At 61.0% G+C, this 17,728-nt stretch carries 16 protein-coding genes and 1 pseudogene; 1 reads left to right on the plus strand and 16 read right to left on the minus strand.

Going from position 1 to position 17,728, the window contains the following annotated elements:
• Nucleotides 1-387: 387 nt before the first annotated feature.
• The 14 genes from ACA065_RS21665 to flhA all read right to left on the minus strand — a co-directional run bounded on the left by ACA065_RS21665 (nucleotide 388) and on the right by flhA (nucleotide 14,728).
• Nucleotides 388-780 carry a DUF2802 domain-containing protein gene (locus ACA065_RS21665; protein WP_497691452.1) on the minus strand — a complete coding sequence of 131 codons (393 nt, stop codon included), beginning with the start codon at nucleotides 778-780 and terminating at the stop codon, nucleotides 388-390.
• Complete coding sequence (locus tag ACA065_RS21670) at nucleotides 781-1,266, minus strand: chemotaxis protein CheW (protein WP_497691453.1); 486 nt, start codon at nucleotides 1,264-1,266, stop codon at nucleotides 781-783. It lies immediately after the preceding gene.
• Between the two features lie 76 nt (nucleotides 1,267-1,342).
• Nucleotides 1,343-2,140, minus strand: a complete 798-nt coding sequence (locus tag ACA065_RS21675; protein ID WP_497691454.1) for a CheW domain-containing protein — start codon at nucleotides 2,138-2,140, stop codon at nucleotides 1,343-1,345.
• Nucleotides 2,140-2,928 (minus strand): ParA family protein, encoded by a 789-nt coding sequence (locus ACA065_RS21680; RefSeq protein WP_497691455.1) that lies wholly within the window; start codon nucleotides 2,926-2,928, stop codon nucleotides 2,140-2,142. The genes ACA065_RS21675 and ACA065_RS21680 overlap by 1 nt, the downstream gene beginning before the upstream one ends.
• Nucleotides 2,929-2,979: 51 nt before the next feature.
• The gene (motD, locus tag ACA065_RS21685; RefSeq protein ID WP_497691456.1) at nucleotides 2,980-3,867 is read right to left on the minus strand and encodes a flagellar motor protein MotD; all 888 of its coding nucleotides are present in this window, start codon (nucleotides 3,865-3,867) and stop codon (nucleotides 2,980-2,982) included.
• Between the two features lie 235 nt (nucleotides 3,868-4,102).
• Nucleotides 4,103-4,843 carry a flagellar motor protein gene (locus ACA065_RS21690; RefSeq protein WP_497691457.1) on the minus strand — a complete coding sequence of 247 codons (741 nt, stop codon included), beginning with the start codon at nucleotides 4,841-4,843 and terminating at the stop codon, nucleotides 4,103-4,105.
• Nucleotides 4,843-5,967: a protein-glutamate methylesterase/protein-glutamine glutaminase gene (locus tag ACA065_RS21695; protein WP_497691458.1), complete on the minus strand. Its 1,125-nt coding sequence runs from the start codon at nucleotides 5,965-5,967 to the stop codon at nucleotides 4,843-4,845. The genes ACA065_RS21690 and ACA065_RS21695 overlap by 1 nt, the downstream gene beginning before the upstream one ends.
• 48 nt (nucleotides 5,968-6,015) lie before the next feature.
• On the minus strand, nucleotides 6,016-8,247 hold the full coding sequence (locus ACA065_RS21700; protein ID WP_497691459.1) for a chemotaxis protein CheA: 2,232 nt from the start codon (nucleotides 8,245-8,247) through the stop codon (nucleotides 6,016-6,018).
• Between the two features lie 11 nt (nucleotides 8,248-8,258).
• Nucleotides 8,259-9,047: a protein phosphatase CheZ gene (locus ACA065_RS21705; protein ID WP_083357509.1), complete on the minus strand. Its 789-nt coding sequence runs from the start codon at nucleotides 9,045-9,047 to the stop codon at nucleotides 8,259-8,261.
• A gap of 18 nt (nucleotides 9,048-9,065) precedes the next feature.
• Nucleotides 9,066-9,440 (minus strand): chemotaxis response regulator CheY, encoded by a 375-nt coding sequence (locus tag ACA065_RS21710; protein WP_005790040.1) that lies wholly within the window; start codon nucleotides 9,438-9,440, stop codon nucleotides 9,066-9,068.
• A gap of 168 nt (nucleotides 9,441-9,608) precedes the next feature.
• Nucleotides 9,609-10,349 carry an RNA polymerase sigma factor FliA gene (gene fliA, locus ACA065_RS21715; RefSeq protein ID WP_017134957.1) on the minus strand — a complete coding sequence of 247 codons (741 nt, stop codon included), beginning with the start codon at nucleotides 10,347-10,349 and terminating at the stop codon, nucleotides 9,609-9,611.
• Entirely contained in the window at nucleotides 10,346-11,179 is an 834-nt protein-coding gene (gene fleN / locus ACA065_RS21720) for a flagellar synthesis regulator FleN (protein ID WP_003192912.1), read from the minus strand. The genes fliA and fleN overlap by 4 nt, the downstream gene beginning before the upstream one ends.
• Before the next feature lie 106 nt (nucleotides 11,180-11,285).
• A complete protein-coding gene (flhF, locus tag ACA065_RS21725; protein ID WP_497691460.1) occupies nucleotides 11,286-12,602 on the minus strand; it encodes a flagellar biosynthesis GTPase FlhF in 1,317 nt (438 codons plus the stop codon).
• A gap of 11 nt (nucleotides 12,603-12,613) precedes the next feature.
• Nucleotides 12,614-14,728, minus strand: coding sequence for a flagellar biosynthesis protein FlhA (flhA, locus tag ACA065_RS21730; protein ID WP_497695399.1), 2,115 nt, complete (start codon nucleotides 14,726-14,728; stop codon nucleotides 12,614-12,616).
• 420 nt (nucleotides 14,729-15,148) lie between these two features.
• On the opposite strand from flhA, the pseudogene ACA065_RS21735 reads away from it, so the two are divergent.
• Nucleotides 15,149-15,405 (plus strand): annotated as a pseudogene (locus ACA065_RS21735) (DUF6124 family protein).
• Nucleotides 15,406-15,537: 132 nt separating this feature from the next.
• Here the strand turns inward: ACA065_RS21735 and ACA065_RS21740 are convergent.
• Both ACA065_RS21740 and flhB read right to left on the minus strand, forming a co-directional pair.
• Nucleotides 15,538-15,741 (minus strand): cold-shock protein, encoded by a 204-nt coding sequence (locus ACA065_RS21740; RefSeq protein WP_497691461.1) that lies wholly within the window; start codon nucleotides 15,739-15,741, stop codon nucleotides 15,538-15,540.
• Between the two features lie 848 nt (nucleotides 15,742-16,589).
• Nucleotides 16,590-17,726 carry a flagellar biosynthesis protein FlhB gene (gene flhB, locus ACA065_RS21745; protein ID WP_497691462.1) on the minus strand — a complete coding sequence of 379 codons (1,137 nt, stop codon included), beginning with the start codon at nucleotides 17,724-17,726 and terminating at the stop codon, nucleotides 16,590-16,592.
• Nucleotides 17,727-17,728 lie beyond the last annotated feature (2 nt).

Genomic DNA, 17,728 nt, shown 5'->3' on the forward strand with positions numbered 1-17,728 from the left:
CCCCGTCAACCACGCTGGCCGAACGCAGGCTTTGGAGCGGGGGTAAACCGGCAGGACGCCGGTTTAGCCGCGCTGGGCCAAGGATGGCCCATCGCGGCGGCCCCCGCTCCAAAGCCTGCGTGAGGGCACACCGAGCCACAGCGAGGTGCCGAGTGGTGGGGCAAGAGCCTTTTGGTTACTTTTGGGCTCTTTTCAAAAGTGACCCGCTGTAAGAGCGGAACCAATAGCGGCCATCACCCAAATAACGGATATGCCCCTCAGCGCCCCCCCACGACAACCACAGCACCCAACCCATAAAAAGATGTGTAGATACCTATGCGCATCGCAGACAAACCAGCTCCCACAGAAAAGCCAGCCAACAACGTCGGACAGGTGCAGCCACCCACGTCAGCTCTTGTGCAACTTACTCATCAACTGCGCCTCAGCCTGGGTCAACCCACACGACTGCGTCAGCTCATCCACCGTCGCGCCCATGCCCACCAGCTTCGCCGCCTGGGCGAATGACAGGCTTGAGGGGTCACGCTGTTCGATCTGCGCCAGCTTGTCCGGCAAGGGCCCGAGGATCGCGCGCAGTTCATGCACCTCGTCCCCGACCTTCACCGCACTCTGCTGGAAGTGATCCACGCGCTTGACCAGGTCCAGAATGCGCCGGTCACGCACGGCATCGCGCTCGGCTTGTTGCTGGGCCGATTCTCGTTGCTGGCGCATAGAGCGCAGCAGGAACGCCACCGTCCCGGCCCACAACAGGGCCAGGACAATCACCGCCGCTTCAAAAAACAATCAGATGCTCTCCAGATCCTGCCATTCTTCTTCGCTCATCATCTTGTCCAGCTCAACCAGAATCAGCAGTTCGCCATTCTTGTTGCACACGCCCTGGATAAACTTGGCGGATTCTTCGTTGCCCACGTTCGGCGCGGTTTCCACTTCCGATTGGCGCAGGTAAACCACTTCAGCCACGCTGTCGACCATGATCCCGACCACTTGCTTGTCGGCTTCGATGATGACGATACGGGTGTTGTCGTTGACTTCGGTCGGCACCAGGCCAAAACGCTGGCGGGTGTCGATCACCGTCACCACGTTGCCGCGCAGGTTGATGATGCCCAGCACGTAGCTTGGCGCACCCGGCACCGGCGCGATCTCGGTGTAGCGCAGCACTTCCTGCACGCGCATCACGTTGATGCCGTAGGACTCATTGTCCAGCTTGAAGGTTACCCATTGCAGGATTGGATCATCGACCAAACCTTGTGCGGTTGCTGACTTGTTCATTTCTCGGACCCCTTCAAATGCCGCTCAACACGGCGTGTGTACTTCGCTGACCGCACTCGCATGCGGGCCTTATTGTTCAATCACTGCGTTTGTTCTGCGCCATCGACTTGACCGCGCCGCTGGCGATCAACTCGGCCAGTTCGGCGACGTCAAGCAACGCGCACATGTGTTCAATCACGGTGCCCGCCAGCCATGGCCGTTGACCACGGTGGCTGCGCCATTTGATTTCATTCGGGTCCAGGCGCAACGAGCGGCTGACTTGATGCACCGCCAGCCCCCACTCGTAGCCCTGCACCGAGATCACGTACTGCAAGCCCTGGCGGAAGTCATCGCGGTAGCGGTCGGGCATCACCCAGCGCGCGGTGTCCAGCACCTTGAGGTTACCGGCCTGACTGGGCAGGATGCCGAGGAACCATTCCGGTTGCCCGAACAATGGCGTCAGCTCCTGGCCTTCCAAAGAATAGATGGAGCCCAGGCATACCAGCGGCACCGCCAGGGTCAACCCGGCGACGTCGAACAGCAGGCATTCGAACGGCTCGGCGGCCCACGACGGGCGACCATCGCCGCTCACGGGCGGCGGCGTGATGCTCGGCGGCAGATGGACTTCCACCACCGGTTCGACCACCACCGGCGCCACCACCACCGCAGCGACCGGCACAACGACAGGTGCAGGCACCACCTGCGCATCGCGGGCTTGTTCTTCGAGCACCGCCAGTTGGAATTCATCCAGCGTGCTTTCGGGTTCTGCTATGGCAGGTTCGAGTACCAGAATCGGTTCCGGCAGTTCCTCTGCGGTTGCATCCTGCAGCAAGGCATCCAGGTAGGATTCCAGTGCCAGTTGCGGCCGGGTCTTGAGTTCAACGGGACGGTTCATCACGCCACCTGCGCCACAAGCTGCTGCGACAGCAGATGCTTGAGCAACGCACGGTAGGCCAGCACGCCACGGCTTTTGCCGTCGAATTGCGAAGGCGTGAGACCGGCACGGCTGGCGTCACGCAGGCGCGTGTCCACCGGGATGTAGCCATTCCAGATCGTGTCCGGGTAGGCGTCGCGCAATACACGCAAGGTGCCGAGAGACGCCTGGGTGCGGCGGTCGAACAGGGTCGGCACGATGCTGTAAGGCAGCGCCTGCTTGCGCGAGCGATTGATCATCGCCAGGGTGCTGACCATGCGCTCCAGGCCCTTGACCGCCAGGTGCTCGGTCTGCACCGGGATCACCAGTTGCTGGCTGGCCGCCAAGGCGTTGACCATCAGCACGCCGAGCAACGGCGGGCTGTCGATAATGGCGTAGTCGAAGTCCTGCCACAGCTGCGCCAGGGTCTTGGCGATCACCAGGCCCAGGCCGCTCTGCCCCGGCGACTGGCGCTCAAGGGTGGCCAGGGCAGTGCTGGACGGCAGCAGGGAAATGCTTTCGTTGCTGGTGGGCAGCAGCAGTTGCCCAGGCAAATCGCTCGGCACGCTGCCCTTGTGCAGGAACAGGTCGTAGCAGCTGTGTTCCAGCGCATCCGGGTCGTAGCCGAAATAGCTGGTCATCGAGCCATGCGGGTCGAGGTCGACCACGACCACACGCTTGCCCGCCTCGGCCAGCAAGCCGGCTAAGGCGATGGAGGTAGTGGTCTTGCCGACCCCACCTTTTTGATTGGCAACTGCCCAGACTCTCATTCGGTTGGTTCCTCCCGGCAGGCGTTGGCGCGACCGAGACAGTGCATAAAGTTATTGAGCCGGTGACGGAGAATTGACGGCACTCTGACGAACCGACGGCTTAACGGTTGGCGGTGCAGTTTGTGTGCCAGCCCGCTTCAGTGCCGCATCCGGCGTTGCATTGGCCGTGCCGGTGCCGGTCAGGCTGCGGCGTACATCCAGGTTGCGCGACACCACCAACACCACGCGACGGTTGCGCGCGCGGCCTTCGGCGGTCGCGTTATTGGCCACCGGCTGGAACTCACCATAGCCCACTGACGCCAGCCGGCCGGGGTTCACACCCTGCATCGCAAGCATGCGCACGATGCTCGCGGCACGTGCCGAGGACAGCTCCCAGTTGGTCGGGTACTGCGCGGTGGCAATTGGCAAATTGTCGGTAAAGCCTTCCACGTGGATCGGGTTTTCAAACGGCTTGAGGATCGCCGCCACCTTGTCGATGATGGTGAATGCCTGGTCGCTCGGCATCGCGTCGGCGCTGGCGAACAGCAGGCTGGAGTTAAGCTCGATCTCCACCCACAACTCATTGCCGCGCACGGTCATTTGGTTGGATTTGATCAGGTCGCCAAACGCGGCACTGATGTCATCGGCAATACTTTTCAGCGGGTCGCTGGTGCCGCCCACGCCGGCGGCGGTTTCGTCGCTGTCGTTGACCAGCGGCTTGGCCGGGGTGACGGTCTTGGGCCGCTCTTCGCCGATAGGAATTGGCTTGAGGGCACGGTCGGCGTCGTTGAACACGCCGATCAGCGCCTGGGAAATCACCTTGTACTTGCCTTCGTTGATCGACGAGATGGAGTACATCACCACGAAAAACGCGAACAGCAAGGTAATGAAGTCGGCGTAGGACACCAGCCAGCGTTCATGGTTGACGTGTTCTTCAGGCTCGCGACGGCGACGGCTCACAGGCAGTTACCTCTCTGAACACAACACTGACGGCGGTTGTGGTTGTGGTTGTGGCGAGCGAGCTTGCTCGCGCTGGGTCGCGAAGCGGCCCCAAAACCAGGCGCCGCGTTCCGTCTGAAGAAACGCGCTGGTTGAATTAGGGCTGCTTCGCAGCCCAGCGCGAGCAAGCTCGCTCGCCACAACAAGCGCGTCTGCCACAACAAGCGCGCTCGCCACACGTAAATGCCCATGTTCATTAATCCATGAAGCCCTGGAGCTTCAATTCGATGGAGCGCGGGTTCTCACCCTCGGCAATCGACAACAGGCCTTCCAGCAGCATTTCGCGGTAACGCGATTGGCGCATGGCGACCGACTTGAGCTTGCTGGCGACCGGCAACAACACCAGGTTGGCACTCGCCACGCCGTAGATGGTGGCAACAAACGCCACGGCAATGCCGCTGCCCAACTGCGACGGGTCGGCCAGGTTGCCCATCACGTGGATCAAGCCCATCACCGCACCGATGATGCCGATGGTCGGCGCGTAGCCGCCCATGCTTTCAAAGACTTTGGCGGCGTTGATGTCGCGGCTTTCCTGGGTGAGAAAGTCCACCTCCAGGATGCTGCGAATCGCTTCCGGCTCGGCGCCATCGACCAGCAATTGCAGGCCTTTGCGCGCGTAGCTGTCGGGTTCGGCATCGGCCACGCCTTCCAGGCCCAGCAGGCCTTCCTTGCGAGCAGTGAGGCTCCAATTGACCACGCGGTCAATGCCACCGGGCAGGTCAACGCGCGGCGGAAAAATGATCCACACCAGAATTTGCATCGCGCGCTTGAACGAACTCATGGGCGCCTGCAGCAACGCAGCGCCCACGGTGCCGCCAATCACAATCAGCGCTGCCGGGCCGTTGGCCAAGGCGCCGAGGTGGCCGCCTTCGAGGTAGTTGCCGCCGATAATCGCGACAAACGCCATGGTGATGCCAATCAGGCTCAATACATCCATCAGAGGCAAGCCTCCACCAGATGTTTACCTATGTCGTCCAGGCTGTAGACCGCGTCGGCCAGGTCAGCCTTGACGATGGCCATGGGCATGCCATAGATCACGCAGCTGGCTTCGTCCTGGGCCCAGATCGCGCTGCCACCCTGTTTGAGCAGGCGCGCGCCTTCACGGCCGTCGGCGCCCATGCCGGTGAGCACCACCGCCAGAACTTTGTCGCCGTAGGACTTGGCCGCCGAACCGAAGGTGATGTCCACACACGGCTTGTAGTTCAAACGCTCGTCGCCCGGCAGGATTTTGATCGCGCCACGGCCATCGACCATCATCTGCTTGCCGCCTGGCGCCAGCAGCGCCAGGCCAGGACGCAGGATGTCGCCATCCTCGGCTTCCTTGACGGTGATGCGGCACAGCTTGTCCAGGCGCTCGGCGAAGGCCTTGGTGAAGGCGGCCGGCATGTGCTGGATCAGCACAATTGGCGCCGGGAAGTTGGCCGGCAATTGGGTCAACACCCGCTGCAGGGCAACCGGGCCGCCAGTAGACGTACCGATAGCGACCAGCTTGTAGGCTTTGCGCTTGGGCGCAGGCGAATGTGCGCTCGGTGCCGGCGCGCGCGTTGGCGCTACCGCAGGCCGTGGGACCGGCGCCGGGGCTGGGCGCGTGAACGAGGAACTGGCGGGCGCAGCAGGCGCTGCCACCGGCGCAGGCGCCGGCGCACTGAACAGGCTGCGACGGTTACTGCGCGAAATGCTGTGCACTTTCTCGCACAGCATCTGTTTGACCTTCTCGGGGTTGCGCGAGATGTCTTCGAAATTCTTCGGCAGGAAGTCCACCGCACCGGCATCCAGCGCGTCCAGGGTGACCCGGGCGCCTTCGTGCGTCAGCGAGGAGAACATCAACACCGGCGTCGGGCAGCGCTGCATGATGTGCCGAACTGCCGTGATGCCATCCATCATCGGCATCTCGTAGTCCATGGTGATCACGTCCGGCTTCAACGCAATGGCCTGATCGATCGCCTCTTTGCCGTTAGTGGCCGTGCCGACCACCTGAATGGTTGGATCGGCGGAAAGAATTTCCGAGACGCGGCGGCGGAAGAAACCCGAATCGTCCACCACCAGGACCTTGACTGCCATAAACACTCCGTTAGGCGGGGCGGGCATTACCGCCCTGCCCCACCAGAATCAAATACGCCGTGCGGCGTAACGCTTGAGCATGCTCGGAACATCGAGAATCAGCGCGATCCGACCGTCACCGGTGATGGTCGCACCCGACATGCCCGGGGTTCCCTGCAGCATTTTGCCCAAAGGCTTGATGACGACTTCTTCCTGGCCCACCAGTTGATCGACGACAAAGCCGATCCGCTGAGTGCCCACGGAGAGGATCACCACATGGCCTTCACGCTGCTCTTCATGCTTGGCCGAAGCCACCAGCCAGCGCTTGAGGTAGAACAGTGGCAACGCCTTGTCACGCACGATCACCACTTCCTGGCCGTCCACCACGTTGGTGCGCGACAGGTCGAGGTGGAAGATCTCGTTGACGTTGACCAGCGGGAAGGCGAACGCCTGGTTGCCCAGCATCACCATCAGGGTCGGCATGATCGCCAAGGTCAACGGCACCTTGATGACGATCTTGGAGCCCTGGCCCTTGGTCGAGTAAATGTTGATCGAGCCGTTGAGCTGGCTGATCTTGGTCTTCACCACGTCCATGCCCACGCCACGGCCCGACACGTCGGAGATCTCGGTCTTGGTCGAGAAGCCTGGGGCGAAGATCAGGTTGTAGCACTCGGTGTCGGTCAGGCGGTCGGCGGCGTCCTTGTCCATCACGCCGCGCTTGACCGCGATATTGCGCAGAATCGCCGGGTCCATGCCTTTGCCGTCATCGGTGATCGACAGCAGGATATGGTCGCCCTCTTGCTCCGCCGCCAGAATCACCTTGCCGTTGCGGGACTTGCCCGAGGCTTCGCGTTCTTCCGGGGTTTCGACGCCGTGGTCGACGGCGTTGCGCACCAAGTGGACCAGCGGGTCGGCCAGGGCCTCGACAAGGTTTTTGTCGAGGTCGGTTTCTTCACCCACCAGTTCCAGGTTGATCTCTTTCTTGAGCTGGCGAGCCAGGTCGCGAACCAGACGCGGGAAGCGGCCGAAGACTTTCTTGATCGGCTGCATCCGCGTTTTCATCACGGCGGTCTGCAAGTCAGCGGTGACCACGTCGAGGTTCGACACGGCCTTCTGCATGGCTTCATCGCCACTGTTCAGACCCAGGCGCACCAGACGGTTACGCACCAGCACCAGTTCGCCGACCATGTTCATGATGTCGTCCAGGCGTGCGGTATCAACGCGCACGGTGGTTTCGGCTTCACTGGCAGGTTTTTCGGCCACCGGCGCCGCCGCAGCACGCGCAGGCGCCGGGGCGGCCGCTGGAGCTGGAGCTGGAGCAGGTTTGGCGGCAGCAGCAGGTGCGGCGGCCTTGGCCGGCGCGGGTTTCTGCGCGACAGGTGTGGCGGTCGCCGCAGCGGCCGGGGCCACCTCGGTGAACTTGCCTTTGCCATGCAATTCGTCGAGCAGGGCTTCGAATTCGTGATCCGAGATCAGCCCGTCGCCAGCAGGTGCTGCACTGGCAGGTGGCGCACTGGCGGCTGGCGCTGCGGCGGTCGCGGCAACTTCCGGCAAGGCATCGGCAGCAAACGTGCCCTTGCCGTGCAGTTGGTCAAGCAACGCTTCGAATTCGTCGTCGGTGATGTCGGTGCTGGTAGCAGCAGCCGGCGCGGGCGCAGCAGCGGCAGGTGCCACCGCGTCGGCGGCGAACTGGCCTTTGCCATGCAACTGGTCGAGCAAGGACTCGAACTCATCGTCGGTAATGTCTTCGCTGGTCGGCGTTGCAGGCGTTGCTTGCGGCGCAACTGCCGCTTGCGCCTCGGCCTTCACGGCGCTGAGGGAGTTGAGCAGCTGTTCGAACTCGCTGTCGGTCACGTCCGCTTCCGGCTCGGCCACTGGCGCCGCTTCCACCACCGGCGCAGCCGCGGTGTCAGCAGGTTCCGCCAGGCGCGCCAGGGCGGCCAGCAGTTCCGGGGTGGCGGCAGTGATCGGTGCACGTTCGCGCACTTCGCTGAACATGCCGTTGACCGCATCCAGTGCTTCGAGAATTACGTCCATCAGTTCCGAGTCGACGTGGCGTTCACCCTTGCGCAGGATGTCGAACACGTTCTCGGCGATGTGACAGCACTCCACCAGCTCATGGAGCTGGAGGAAGCCGGCGCCCCCTTTTACAGTGTGAAAACCGCGAAAAATTGCATTGAGCAGGTTCGCATCATCCGGGCGGCTTTCCAGCTCGACCAGTTGTTCGGACAGTTGCTCTAAAATTTCGCCGGCCTCTACAAGGAAATCCTGAAGGATTTCTTCATCGGCGCCGAAGCTCATGTGGGTGCTCCTTAGAAGCCTAAACTGGATAACAGGTCATCTACGTCATCCTGACCTGACATAACGTCTTCACGTTTATCGGCATGAATCTGCGGACCTTCACCCTTGGCGAGATGTTTTTGTGGATCTTTTTCCGAGAGGATCGCTTCGCGGTCATGTTCGATGCCGGCAAAACGATCAACTTGGCCGGCCATGAGCACCAATTTGAGCAGGTTGCTTTCCACTTCGGTGACCAGTTGGGTCACGCGCTTGATCACTTGACCGGTGAGGTCCTGGTAATCCTGGGCGAGCAGAATGTCATTGAGGTTGCTGGCAACCGTGCGGTTTTCCTGCTCGCTGCGCGACAAAAACCCGTCGACCCGACGCGCCAGTTCACGAAATTCTTCCGCGCCCACTTCCCGACGCATGAAGCGACCCCAGTCAACGCTCAGAGCCTGAGCTTCGGTGGCCATGCCATTGACCAAGGGCGTTGCGTTTTCCACCAGGTCCATGGTGCGGTTGGCCGCCGCCTCAGTCAGCCTGACCACGTAGGACAGGCGTTCGGTGGCATCGGTGATTTGCGAAATTTCTTCGGCCTGGGGCATATGCGGGTCAATCTGGAAATTGACGATCGCACTGTGCAGCTCGCGTGTGAGCTTGCCCACTTCCTGGTACAGGCCGCGGTCACGGGTCTGGTTGAGCTCATGGATTAACTGCACCGCGTCGCCGAACTGGCCTTTTTCAAGGCTTTCGACCAACTGGTGAGCATGCTTTTTCAGGGTCGATTCAAAATCGGCCTGCGATGATTCTTTATGCTCCATAGCTCCCCCGTGGCAGCATCAATGACCGATGCGTTCGAAGATTTTTTCGATCTTCTCTTTCAAGGCCAGTGCAGTGAATGGCTTGACCACGTAACCGTTAACCCCAGCTTGGGCGGCTTCGATGATCTGTTCACGCTTGGCTTCGGCGGTCACCATCAACACAGGCAAGCTGCGCAGCTTTTCATCGGCGCGCACGTGACGCAGCAAATCGATGCCGGTCATGCCCGGCATGTTCCAGTCGGTTACCAGAAAGTCGATGCTCCCGCTGTTGAGGATCGGAATCGCCGTAATGCCGTCATCCGCCTCGACCGTGTTGGTGAACCCAAGGTCACGCAACAGGTTTTTTATGATCCGCCGCATCGTTGAGAAGTCATCAACGATGAGGATTTTCATGTTCTTGTCCAATTCGACCTCCAAGCAGTCTTAAACGCGCCCAGCACCTGGACGCGCCATTTCAATCAACAGGCGTTACACAAAAAGGACTGCCCAGGGCACCACGGTACGAACCCGCGAAGGCGTGAAGCCTTCGCGGTAGCGTCTGCAGTGTCCCCACACTGCCTGTCAGCGCGCGCGCCACTCTCCCAATCGCCCCCGCAAGCGGGCTGCGCACTGGCTGTGCAACTGGCTGACACGTGATTCGCTGACCCCCAGGACCTCACCGATTTCCTTGAGGTTCAGCTCTTCGTCGTAGTACAGCGCCAACACCAGCCGTTCACGCTCCGGCAAATTGGCAATCGCTTCCGCCAACGCACTCTGGAAACGTTCATCTTCCAGATCGCGCGACGGCTCGAGATGTGCACTCGCGCCGTCCTCGTGCAGCCCTTCGTGTTCGCCGTCCTGCAACAGGTCGTCGAAACTGAACAGGCGGCTGCCCAAGGTATCGTTCAAAATCCCGTAGTAATCGTCGAGACTCAATTGGAGTTCGGCCGCAACTTCATGATCTTTAGCGTCACGACCGGTTTTTGCTTCAATTGCGCGAATTGCGTCACTGACCATTCGCGTGTTGCGGTGTACCGAACGCGGCGCCCAATCCCCTTTACGCACCTCATCGAGCATCGCGCCACGAATGCGGATACCCGCATACGTCTCGAAACTCGCACCTTTGCTCGCGTCGTATTTGGTCGACACTTCGAGCAAACCGATCATGCCGGCCTGGATCAGGTCTTCGACCTGCACGCTGGCTGGCAGGCGTGCCAGCAGGTGGTAGGCAATGCGCTTGACCAGGGGCGCGTAGCGCTCGATCAATTCGCCTTGGCTGTCACGTGCCGACTTTTTGTAAAGGTTGTAGCCGCTGGATGTCATAGCACCGGTCCTGCGCTCGTCTGATGCACCAATCGCTCGACGAAAAACTCCAGATGCCCCCGAGGGTTGGCAGGCAACGGCCAAGTATCGACCTTCTGGGCAATAGCCTTGAACGCCAGTGCGCATTTCGAACGAGGGAACGCTTCGTAGACTGCACGCTGCTTTTGCACAGCCTTGCGTACGCACTCGTCATAGGGAACTGCGCCAACGTATTGTAAGGCGACATCGAGGAAGCGATCCGTGACCTTGGTCAACTTGGCGAACAGGTTTCGCCCTTCCTGCGGGCTTTGGGCCATGTTGGCCAGCACGCGGAAGCGGTTCATGCCGTAGTCACGGTTAAGCAGTTTGATCAGCGCGTACGCGTCGGTGATCGAGGTGGGTTCGTCGCAGACCACCAGCAGCACTTCTTGCGCTGCGCGTACGAAGCTGACCACGGACTCGCCGATGCCGGCGGCGGTGTCGATCACCAGCACGTCGAGGTTGTCGCCGATATCGCTGAAGGCCTGGATCAGGCCGGCATGCTGCGCCGGGCTCAGGTGCACCATGCTCTGGGTGCCCGAGGCGGCCGGCACGATGCGAATGCCACCGGGGCCTTGCAGCAGCACATCGCGCAGCTCGCAGCGGCCTTCAATCACATCGGCAAGGGTGTGTTTGGGTGTCAGCCCCAGCAAAACGTCGACGTTCGCCAGGCCCAGGTCAGCATCCAGCAGCATGACGCGACGGCCAAGCTCTGCCAGGGCCAGGGACAAATTCACTGACACGTTAGTTTTTCCGACGCCACCTTTGCCGCCGGTCACCGCGATCACCTGTACGGGATGCATGCTGCCCATTTTATTTCTTTACCTTGTCTTGCTTAGACGCAGGCTACATGGCTTGGCCGCGTGAATCGCTTGCAGACCATCGATGTAGATACATTTCACGGCGCTCATCCTGCCCTCACCCCACCCGTTTTGCGGGGTTGTGGTAAAGGTCGGCGAACATATCGGCCATCGCTTCCTCGCTAGGCTCTTCTTGCATTTGCACGCTGACAGCACGGCTGACCAACTGATGACGGCGCGGCAGATGGAGATCATCCGGGATCCGCGGCCCGTCGGTCAGGTAGGCGACCGGTAATTCATGACTGATGGCCAGGCTCAGCACTTCGCCCAGGCTCGCGGTTTCGTCGAGCTTGGTGAGGATGCAACCGGCCAGGCCACAACGCTTGTAGCTGTGGTAGGCAGCGGTAAGAACCTGTTTCTGGCTGGTGGTTGCAAGCACCAGGTAATTTTTTGACTTGATGCCACGCCCGGCCAGGCTTTCCAGCTGCATGCGCAACGCCGGGTCACTGGCTTGCAGGCCGGCAGTATCGATCAACACCACGCGTTTGCGCAGCAGTGGGTCGAGGGCATTGGCCAGGGACTGGCCCGGGTCGACGTGAGTCACCGTCACATTGAGGATGCGGCCCAGGGTCTTGAGCTGCTCCTGGGCGCCAATGCGGTAGCTGTCCATGCTCACCAGCGCGATATTCTGCGCGCCGTACTTGAGCACATAACGCGCCGCCAACTTAGCCAACGTGGTGGTTTTGCCCATGCCGGCAGGGCCGACCATGGCAATCACACCGCCCTCTTCCAGGGGTTCGATTTGCGGGGTGACGATCATGCGCGCCAAGTGCGCCAGCAACATGCGCCAGGCTTGGCGCGGCTCTTCAACTTCGGCGGTCAGCGCCAGCAGGTCGCGGGACAACGGGCCGGACAGGCCGATCCGTTGCAGGCGACGCCACAGGTTGGCCTGTTGCGGCTTGCTGCCTTGCAACTGGTTCCACGCAAGTGACCCCAGCTGCACTTCGAGCAGCTCACGCAGGCCATTGAGTTCAAAACGCATCGAATCGAACACGCGCTGATCGACTGCGGCGGCCGGGGCTGGCGCTGCAGGACGTGGCGGTTCTTTGAATGTCGGTTCAACCAGCGGCTCGGCAGCGGTCAGCGGCAGGCCGGCGAACAGTTGACGATTGGTGGTGGCGTCGCTGTCGCCGCGCATGCTCAGTTCAGCCTGGGCCGAGACAATGCGCGAGGCGGTCTTGCGCAGTTCGTCTTCAAGCTCCATGTTCGGCACGCGCGGCGCCAGGGCCGAGGGGGTGTAATCCAGCGCAGCCGTCAGCTCGACACCGCCGGCAATACGGCGATTACCGATAATCGCGGCATCGGCGCCCAGCTCATCACGTACCAGTTTCATGGCCTGACGCATATCGGCGGCGAAAAAACGCTTAACTTGCATATCCCACTACCTCAGCCATTGGGCCCTACTGTCGCGACGATAGTCACTTGCTTGTTGTCAGGAATTTCCTGATAAGCCAAAACGTGCAAATTCGGTACTGCCAGGCGTCCAAACCGCGACAACATCGCGCGGACCGGGCCTGCTACCAGCAGAATCACCGGGTGACCCGCCATCTCCTGGCGCTGCGCCGCTTCGATCAACGAGCGCTGCAGTTTTTCCGCCATGCTTGGCTCCAGCAGAACGCCTTCTTCCTGGCCTTGTCCGGCCTTCTGAATACTATTGAGCAATATCTGTTCCAACCTTGGCTCCAAGGTGATAACAGGCAGCTCAGACTCAATACCTACAATGCTTTGCACGATTGCGCGGGACAATCCGACGCGCACCGCCGCCACCAGCGCGGCAGTATCTTGACTCTTGGCGGCATTGTTGGCGATGGCCTCGGCGATGCTGCGAATGTCGCGTACTGGCACCTGTTCGGCGAGCAAGGCTTGCAGCACCTTGAGCAACTGCGACAGCGACAGCACGCCCGGCACCAGCTCTTCGGCCAATTTTGGCGAGGCTTTGGCCAGCAAACCCATCAATTGCTGGACTTCCTCGTGGCCGATCAGCTCGTGGGAGTGCTTGTAGAGAATCTGGTTGAGGTGGGTGGCGACCACGGTGCTGGCGTCGACCACGGTGTAACCGAGCGATTGTGCCTGGCTGCGCTGGCTGACTTCGATCCACACCGCTTCCAGGCCAAAAGCCGGATCTTTGGCGGTGATGCCGTTAAGCGTGCCGAATACCTGCCCAGGGTTGATCGCCAGTTCGCGGTCGGGGTAAATCTCGGCTTCGGCGAGGATCACGCCCATCAGGGTCAGGCGGTAGGCGCTGGGCGCCAGGTCAAGGTTGTCGCGAATATGTACGGTGGGCATCAGGAAGCCCAGGTCTTGGGACAGCTTCTTGCGCACACCCTTGATCCGCGCCAGTAATTGGCCGCCCTGGTTGCGGTCAACCAGCGGAATCAAGCGGTAGCCGACTTCCAGGCCGATCATGTCGATCGGGGTCACGTCATCCCAGCCAAGCTCCTTGGTTTCCTGGGCGCGGGCCGGGGATGGCAGCAAGTCCTGCTGTCGGGCGACTTCCTGTTGGGCCTTGACCTTGACCAGGTTCTGCTTGCGCCAGAACAGGTACGCACCGCCGCCGGCCATGGCCGCCATGCTCAGGAACGACACGTGCGGCATGCCCGGCACGATGCCCATGATCGCCATGATGCCAGCGGCCACGGCCAGCGCCTTGGGCGAGGCGAACATCTGCCGGCTGATCTGCTTGCCCATGTCTTCGGAGCCCGAAGCACGGGTGACCATGATGGCCGCCGCTGTGGATAACAACAGTGATGGCAATTGCGCCACTAAACCGTCACCGATGGTCAGCAAGGCGTACACCTTGCCCGCATCGCCGAAGGTCATGCCGTGCTGGAAGATACCGACCGCCATCCCGCCGATCAGGTTGATGAACAGAATCAGCAGGCCGGCGATGGCGTCACCGCGCACGAATTTGCTCGCGCCGTCCATGGAGCCGTAGAACTCGGCCTCCTGGGCGACTTCCAGGCGACGGGATTTGGCTTGGTTCTGGTCGATCAGGCCGGCGTTGAGGTCGGCGTCGATGGCCATTTGTTTGCCGGGCATGGCGTCGAGGGTAAACCGCGCGCTCACCTCGGAAATCCGCCCGGCGCCCTTGGTCACCACCACGAAGTTGATGATCATCAGGATCGCGAACACCACGATACCCACCACATAGTTACCGCCGATCACCACCTCACCGAAGGCCTGGATCACCTTACCGGCAGCGGCGTGGCCGTCCTGGCCGTGCAGCATCACCACCCGCGTGGACGCCACGTTCAGCGCCAGGCGCAGCAGGGTCGCGATCAGCAAAATGGTCGGGAAAACGGCGAAATCCAACGGCCGCAGGGCGTAAACGCAGACCAGCAGCACGACGACAGACAGGGCGATGTTGAAGGTGAAAAACACGTCGAGCAGGAACGGCGGCATCGGCAACATCATCATTGCCAGCATCACCAGCAACAACAACGGCACACCCAGGTTGCCCCGCGACAAGTCAGTCAGGGTGCCACGGGCCGTGTTGAGCATTTGAGAGCGATCTACCACCGGTATTCCTCGTGTTCCTTGAAGCAAAGTTTTGACGCTGAGAGGCGTCCTGGAAGCGGTATTGCAAGAAGCCTTCCAACTTTTGCATTCCCGGCCAGATCAGCCCCATTGTGGCGAGGGAGCTTGCTCCCGCTGGGCTGCGCAGCAGCCCCAAACCCAGCCGGTGCGGTTCATCTGGTAAACCGCATACACAGGAATTGGGGGCGCTTCGCACCCCAGCGGGAGCAAGCTCCCTCGCCACACGTGTTCACCGGTAGAGATAACGAAATTTCCGACAGGGTTTTGAGGTAGTCCCTAGGAAACTCGCTCTCTAGTCTCCGCACACCGCTGCAAACACAGCGGTCGGGCGTCGCGGCTCGCAATATCAAGGGGCTCTCTTATTTCTTTCCACGGAGCGACGCCATGTCCAAAACCACACAAAACGCCCCCACCGTGCTCTTCACCCTCATCGACGGCATCAGCACCGAAGACCTTCTGGTCAACCTCACCGAAACCCTGGCTTCCACCCACGCACTGACCTGCGATTTCGCCTTTGATCTAAAAGGTTCACAGAAGGCGCGCTGGGCATTGCGCAGTTGATTGAGGTAGCGAAGTTGCTGGCTGATCGACTGCTGGATGACCGAGAGCCGTCATCCGCAGCAATGCAGGACAAACCCTAGGCCGAAAAGCTGATACTGATCGTTCCCACGCGCAGCAAAGGAATGCCGCCGGGGACGCTCTGCGTCCCGATGTGCAGCGGTGACGCGGAGCGTCACGGGATGCATTCCCACGCAGAGCGTGGGAACGATCAATCATAAAGCCTTCACATTTTCGGCCTGCGGCCCTTTCTGTCCCTGAGCAGTATCGAACTCTACCTCTTGGTGCTCTGCCAGGGTTTTGAACCCACCCGCAGTGATTGCCGAATAGTGGACGAAAACATCCGGGGCCCCATCATTTGGCGTAATAAACCCAAAGCCCTTTTCCGCGTCGAACCATTTCACCGTGCCTTTTGCCATTGCCCTTCTCCTCACATCGCGCTCGAGACCCGCACGCACGTCGCTAAATAATCTTGATATGGGAGGCAAAGATGCCTTTGGGCCGATGGATCCTCGCGAATTGCACGCGCAGGCCCTTTTTCAGCCAAACCCCTCCCGAACTCTTTAGGTCCACATGCACGGGTTCTTCGCCATCATCCAGAGCAATCAAGCCTTCTCCGGTTTTTCGGCTATACGACTTGATCGTGCCCGTTACCGCTTCCATCACCGCCCCCCCCCTGCATCTCGCAACTACCTGTGCGCAGTGTGGTGTCATGGAACCGCGAGAAAGCGGCGCTGGCTACTGTCAAAGTTGACAGGTAGACGGGGGTTGCCGACGGATGGTAGAGGATGGGTGGCAACTGCGTACCGGGGCAGGCCCGCTCGCCACAGGCAGTGTATTCAGGTTCTTGAACGGCGCCGGATCAGGCCTCGGATTATGTTTTTCGCTTGCGAGATTTTCGCGCCTTGGGCGGCGCCGGCAACACATCGACTGCACTGCATTTATCGCCCGCCGACTGAACGGGCACCGCATTGCCATCGCGGTCCCGGGCAATAAAACCAATGCCCTTGACTGCGTCGAACCACCTGACCGTACCCCTGTCCATGATCGCTCTCCCGAGCCGCGCATAAAGGCGCGCCTCGCCGCTCTATCAAACAGTGAAGGCCGTGCAATGGGTACTGTCAAAGTTGACAGGTAAGGCCGGGGTTTAGACAGATGGCAGGCGTTGGCTGTTATACCGTTATCGCGGGCAAGCCCGGCTCCCACAGGGGAATGCGTTCAAGGGTGGGAGCCGGGCTTGCCCGCGATGGCGTCGGCGCAGGATGGCTCAAGAGTCGCGACGCAGGTCCGGTGGAATCGGCAGGTCTTTGAGCGGGTCAGGCCGCTTGCCCTTGCCCGCGCGGTATTGGCGGATCTGATAGACATAGGCCAACACCTGCGCCACCGCCAAATACAGCCCCGCAGGGATTTCCTGATCCAGATCCGTGGAGTAGAAGATCGAGCGCGCCAACTCCGGCGACTCCAGCAGCAGAATGTCGTTGGCCACAGCGATTTCGCGGATTTTCAGCGCGGTAAAGTCGCTGCCCTTGGCCAGCAACATCGGTGCGCCGCCCTTCTCCGGGTCGTACTTGAGGGCCACCGCATAGTGCGTCGGGTTGGTGATGACCACGTCGGCGTCCGGCACCGCCGCCATCATCTTGCGCTGGGACATTTCGCGCTGCAGCTGGCGGATGCGTTGTTTGACCTCGGGGCGACCCTCTTGGTCTTTGTGCTCGTCGCGCACTTCCTGCTTGGTCATCAGCAACTTTTTGTGGCTTTCCCACAGCTGGATCGGCGCATCCACGGCGGCGATGATGATCAGCCCACAGGCCATCCACAGCGCACTCCAGCCCACCACTTGCACGCTGTGGATGATCGCCGACTCCAGCGGCTCATGGGCGATGCGTTGCAAGTCGTCGATGTCGGACGACAATACCGTCAGCGCCACAAACAGGATCAGGATGAATTTCGCCAGCGCCTTGAGCAGTTCCACCAGCGCCTTGGTGGAGAACATGCGCTTGAGCCCAGGGCCAGGGTTCATCCGGCTGAACTTAGGCGCCATGCTGCCCGCAGCAAACAACCAGCCGCCGAGGGACACCGGCCCAATCAATGCCGCCAGCAACAAGGTGATCAGCACCGGCTGCACCGCCAGAATCGCGATTTTGCCCGAGTGCAGCAGGTAATGGCCCATGGCGCCGGGGCTGAGCAGCACCTCGCGGGGCAGCGAGAAGTTGAGTTTCATCAACTCCATCATGTCCAGCGCCAAACCACCGCCGTAAATCAACAGGCCACCCGAGCCAGCCAGCATCACGGCCAGGGTATTGAGTTCTTTGGAGCGCGCGATCTCGCCCTTTTCCCTGGAGTCCTTTTTACGTTTCTCCGTGGGGTCTTCTGTTTTGTCCTGACCACTCTCGCTCTCGGCCATGG

Source organism: Pseudomonas sp. LBUM1640, assembly GCF_059716225.1.

What these genes read in the sequence shown, in the direction of transcription:
- ACA065_RS21670 (WP_497691453.1), bottom strand. Translation starts at nt 1,266, where the DNA reads ATGAACAAGTCAGCAACCGCACAAGGTTTGGTCGATGATCCAATCCTG.
- ACA065_RS21675 (WP_497691454.1), bottom strand. Translation starts at nt 2,140, where the DNA reads ATGAACCGTCCCGTTGAACTCAAGACCCGGCCGCAACTGGCACTGGAA.
- ACA065_RS21680 (WP_497691455.1), bottom strand. Translation starts at nt 2,928, where the DNA reads ATGAGAGTCTGGGCAGTTGCCAATCAAAAAGGTGGGGTCGGCAAGACC.
- ACA065_RS21690 (WP_497691457.1), bottom strand. Translation starts at nt 4,843, where the DNA reads ATGGATGTATTGAGCCTGATTGGCATCACCATGGCGTTTGTCGCGATT.
- ACA065_RS21695 (WP_497691458.1), bottom strand. Translation starts at nt 5,967, where the DNA reads ATGGCAGTCAAGGTCCTGGTGGTGGACGATTCGGGTTTCTTCCGCCGC.
- ACA065_RS21700 (WP_497691459.1), bottom strand. Translation starts at nt 8,247, where the DNA reads ATGAGCTTCGGCGCCGATGAAGAAATCCTTCAGGATTTCCTTGTAGAG.
- ACA065_RS21705 (WP_083357509.1), bottom strand. Translation starts at nt 9,047, where the DNA reads ATGGAGCATAAAGAATCATCGCAGGCCGATTTTGAATCGACCCTGAAA.
- ACA065_RS21710 (WP_005790040.1), bottom strand. Translation starts at nt 9,440, where the DNA reads ATGAAAATCCTCATCGTTGATGACTTCTCAACGATGCGGCGGATCATA.
- fliA (WP_017134957.1), bottom strand. Translation starts at nt 10,349, where the DNA reads ATGACATCCAGCGGCTACAACCTTTACAAAAAGTCGGCACGTGACAGC.
- fleN (WP_003192912.1), bottom strand. Translation starts at nt 11,179, where the DNA reads ATGGGCAGCATGCATCCCGTACAGGTGATCGCGGTGACCGGCGGCAAA.
- flhF (WP_497691460.1), bottom strand. Translation starts at nt 12,602, where the DNA reads ATGCAAGTTAAGCGTTTTTTCGCCGCCGATATGCGTCAGGCCATGAAA.
- flhA (WP_497695399.1), bottom strand. Translation starts at nt 14,728, where the DNA reads ATGCTCAACACGGCCCGTGGCACCCTGACTGACTTGTCGCGGGGCAAC.
- ACA065_RS21740 (WP_497691461.1), bottom strand. Translation starts at nt 15,741, where the DNA reads ATGGCAAAAGGCACGGTGAAATGGTTCGACGCGGAAAAGGGCTTTGGG.
- flhB (WP_497691462.1), bottom strand. Translation starts at nt 17,726, where the DNA reads ATGGCCGAGAGCGAGAGTGGTCAGGACAAAACAGAAGACCCCACGGAG.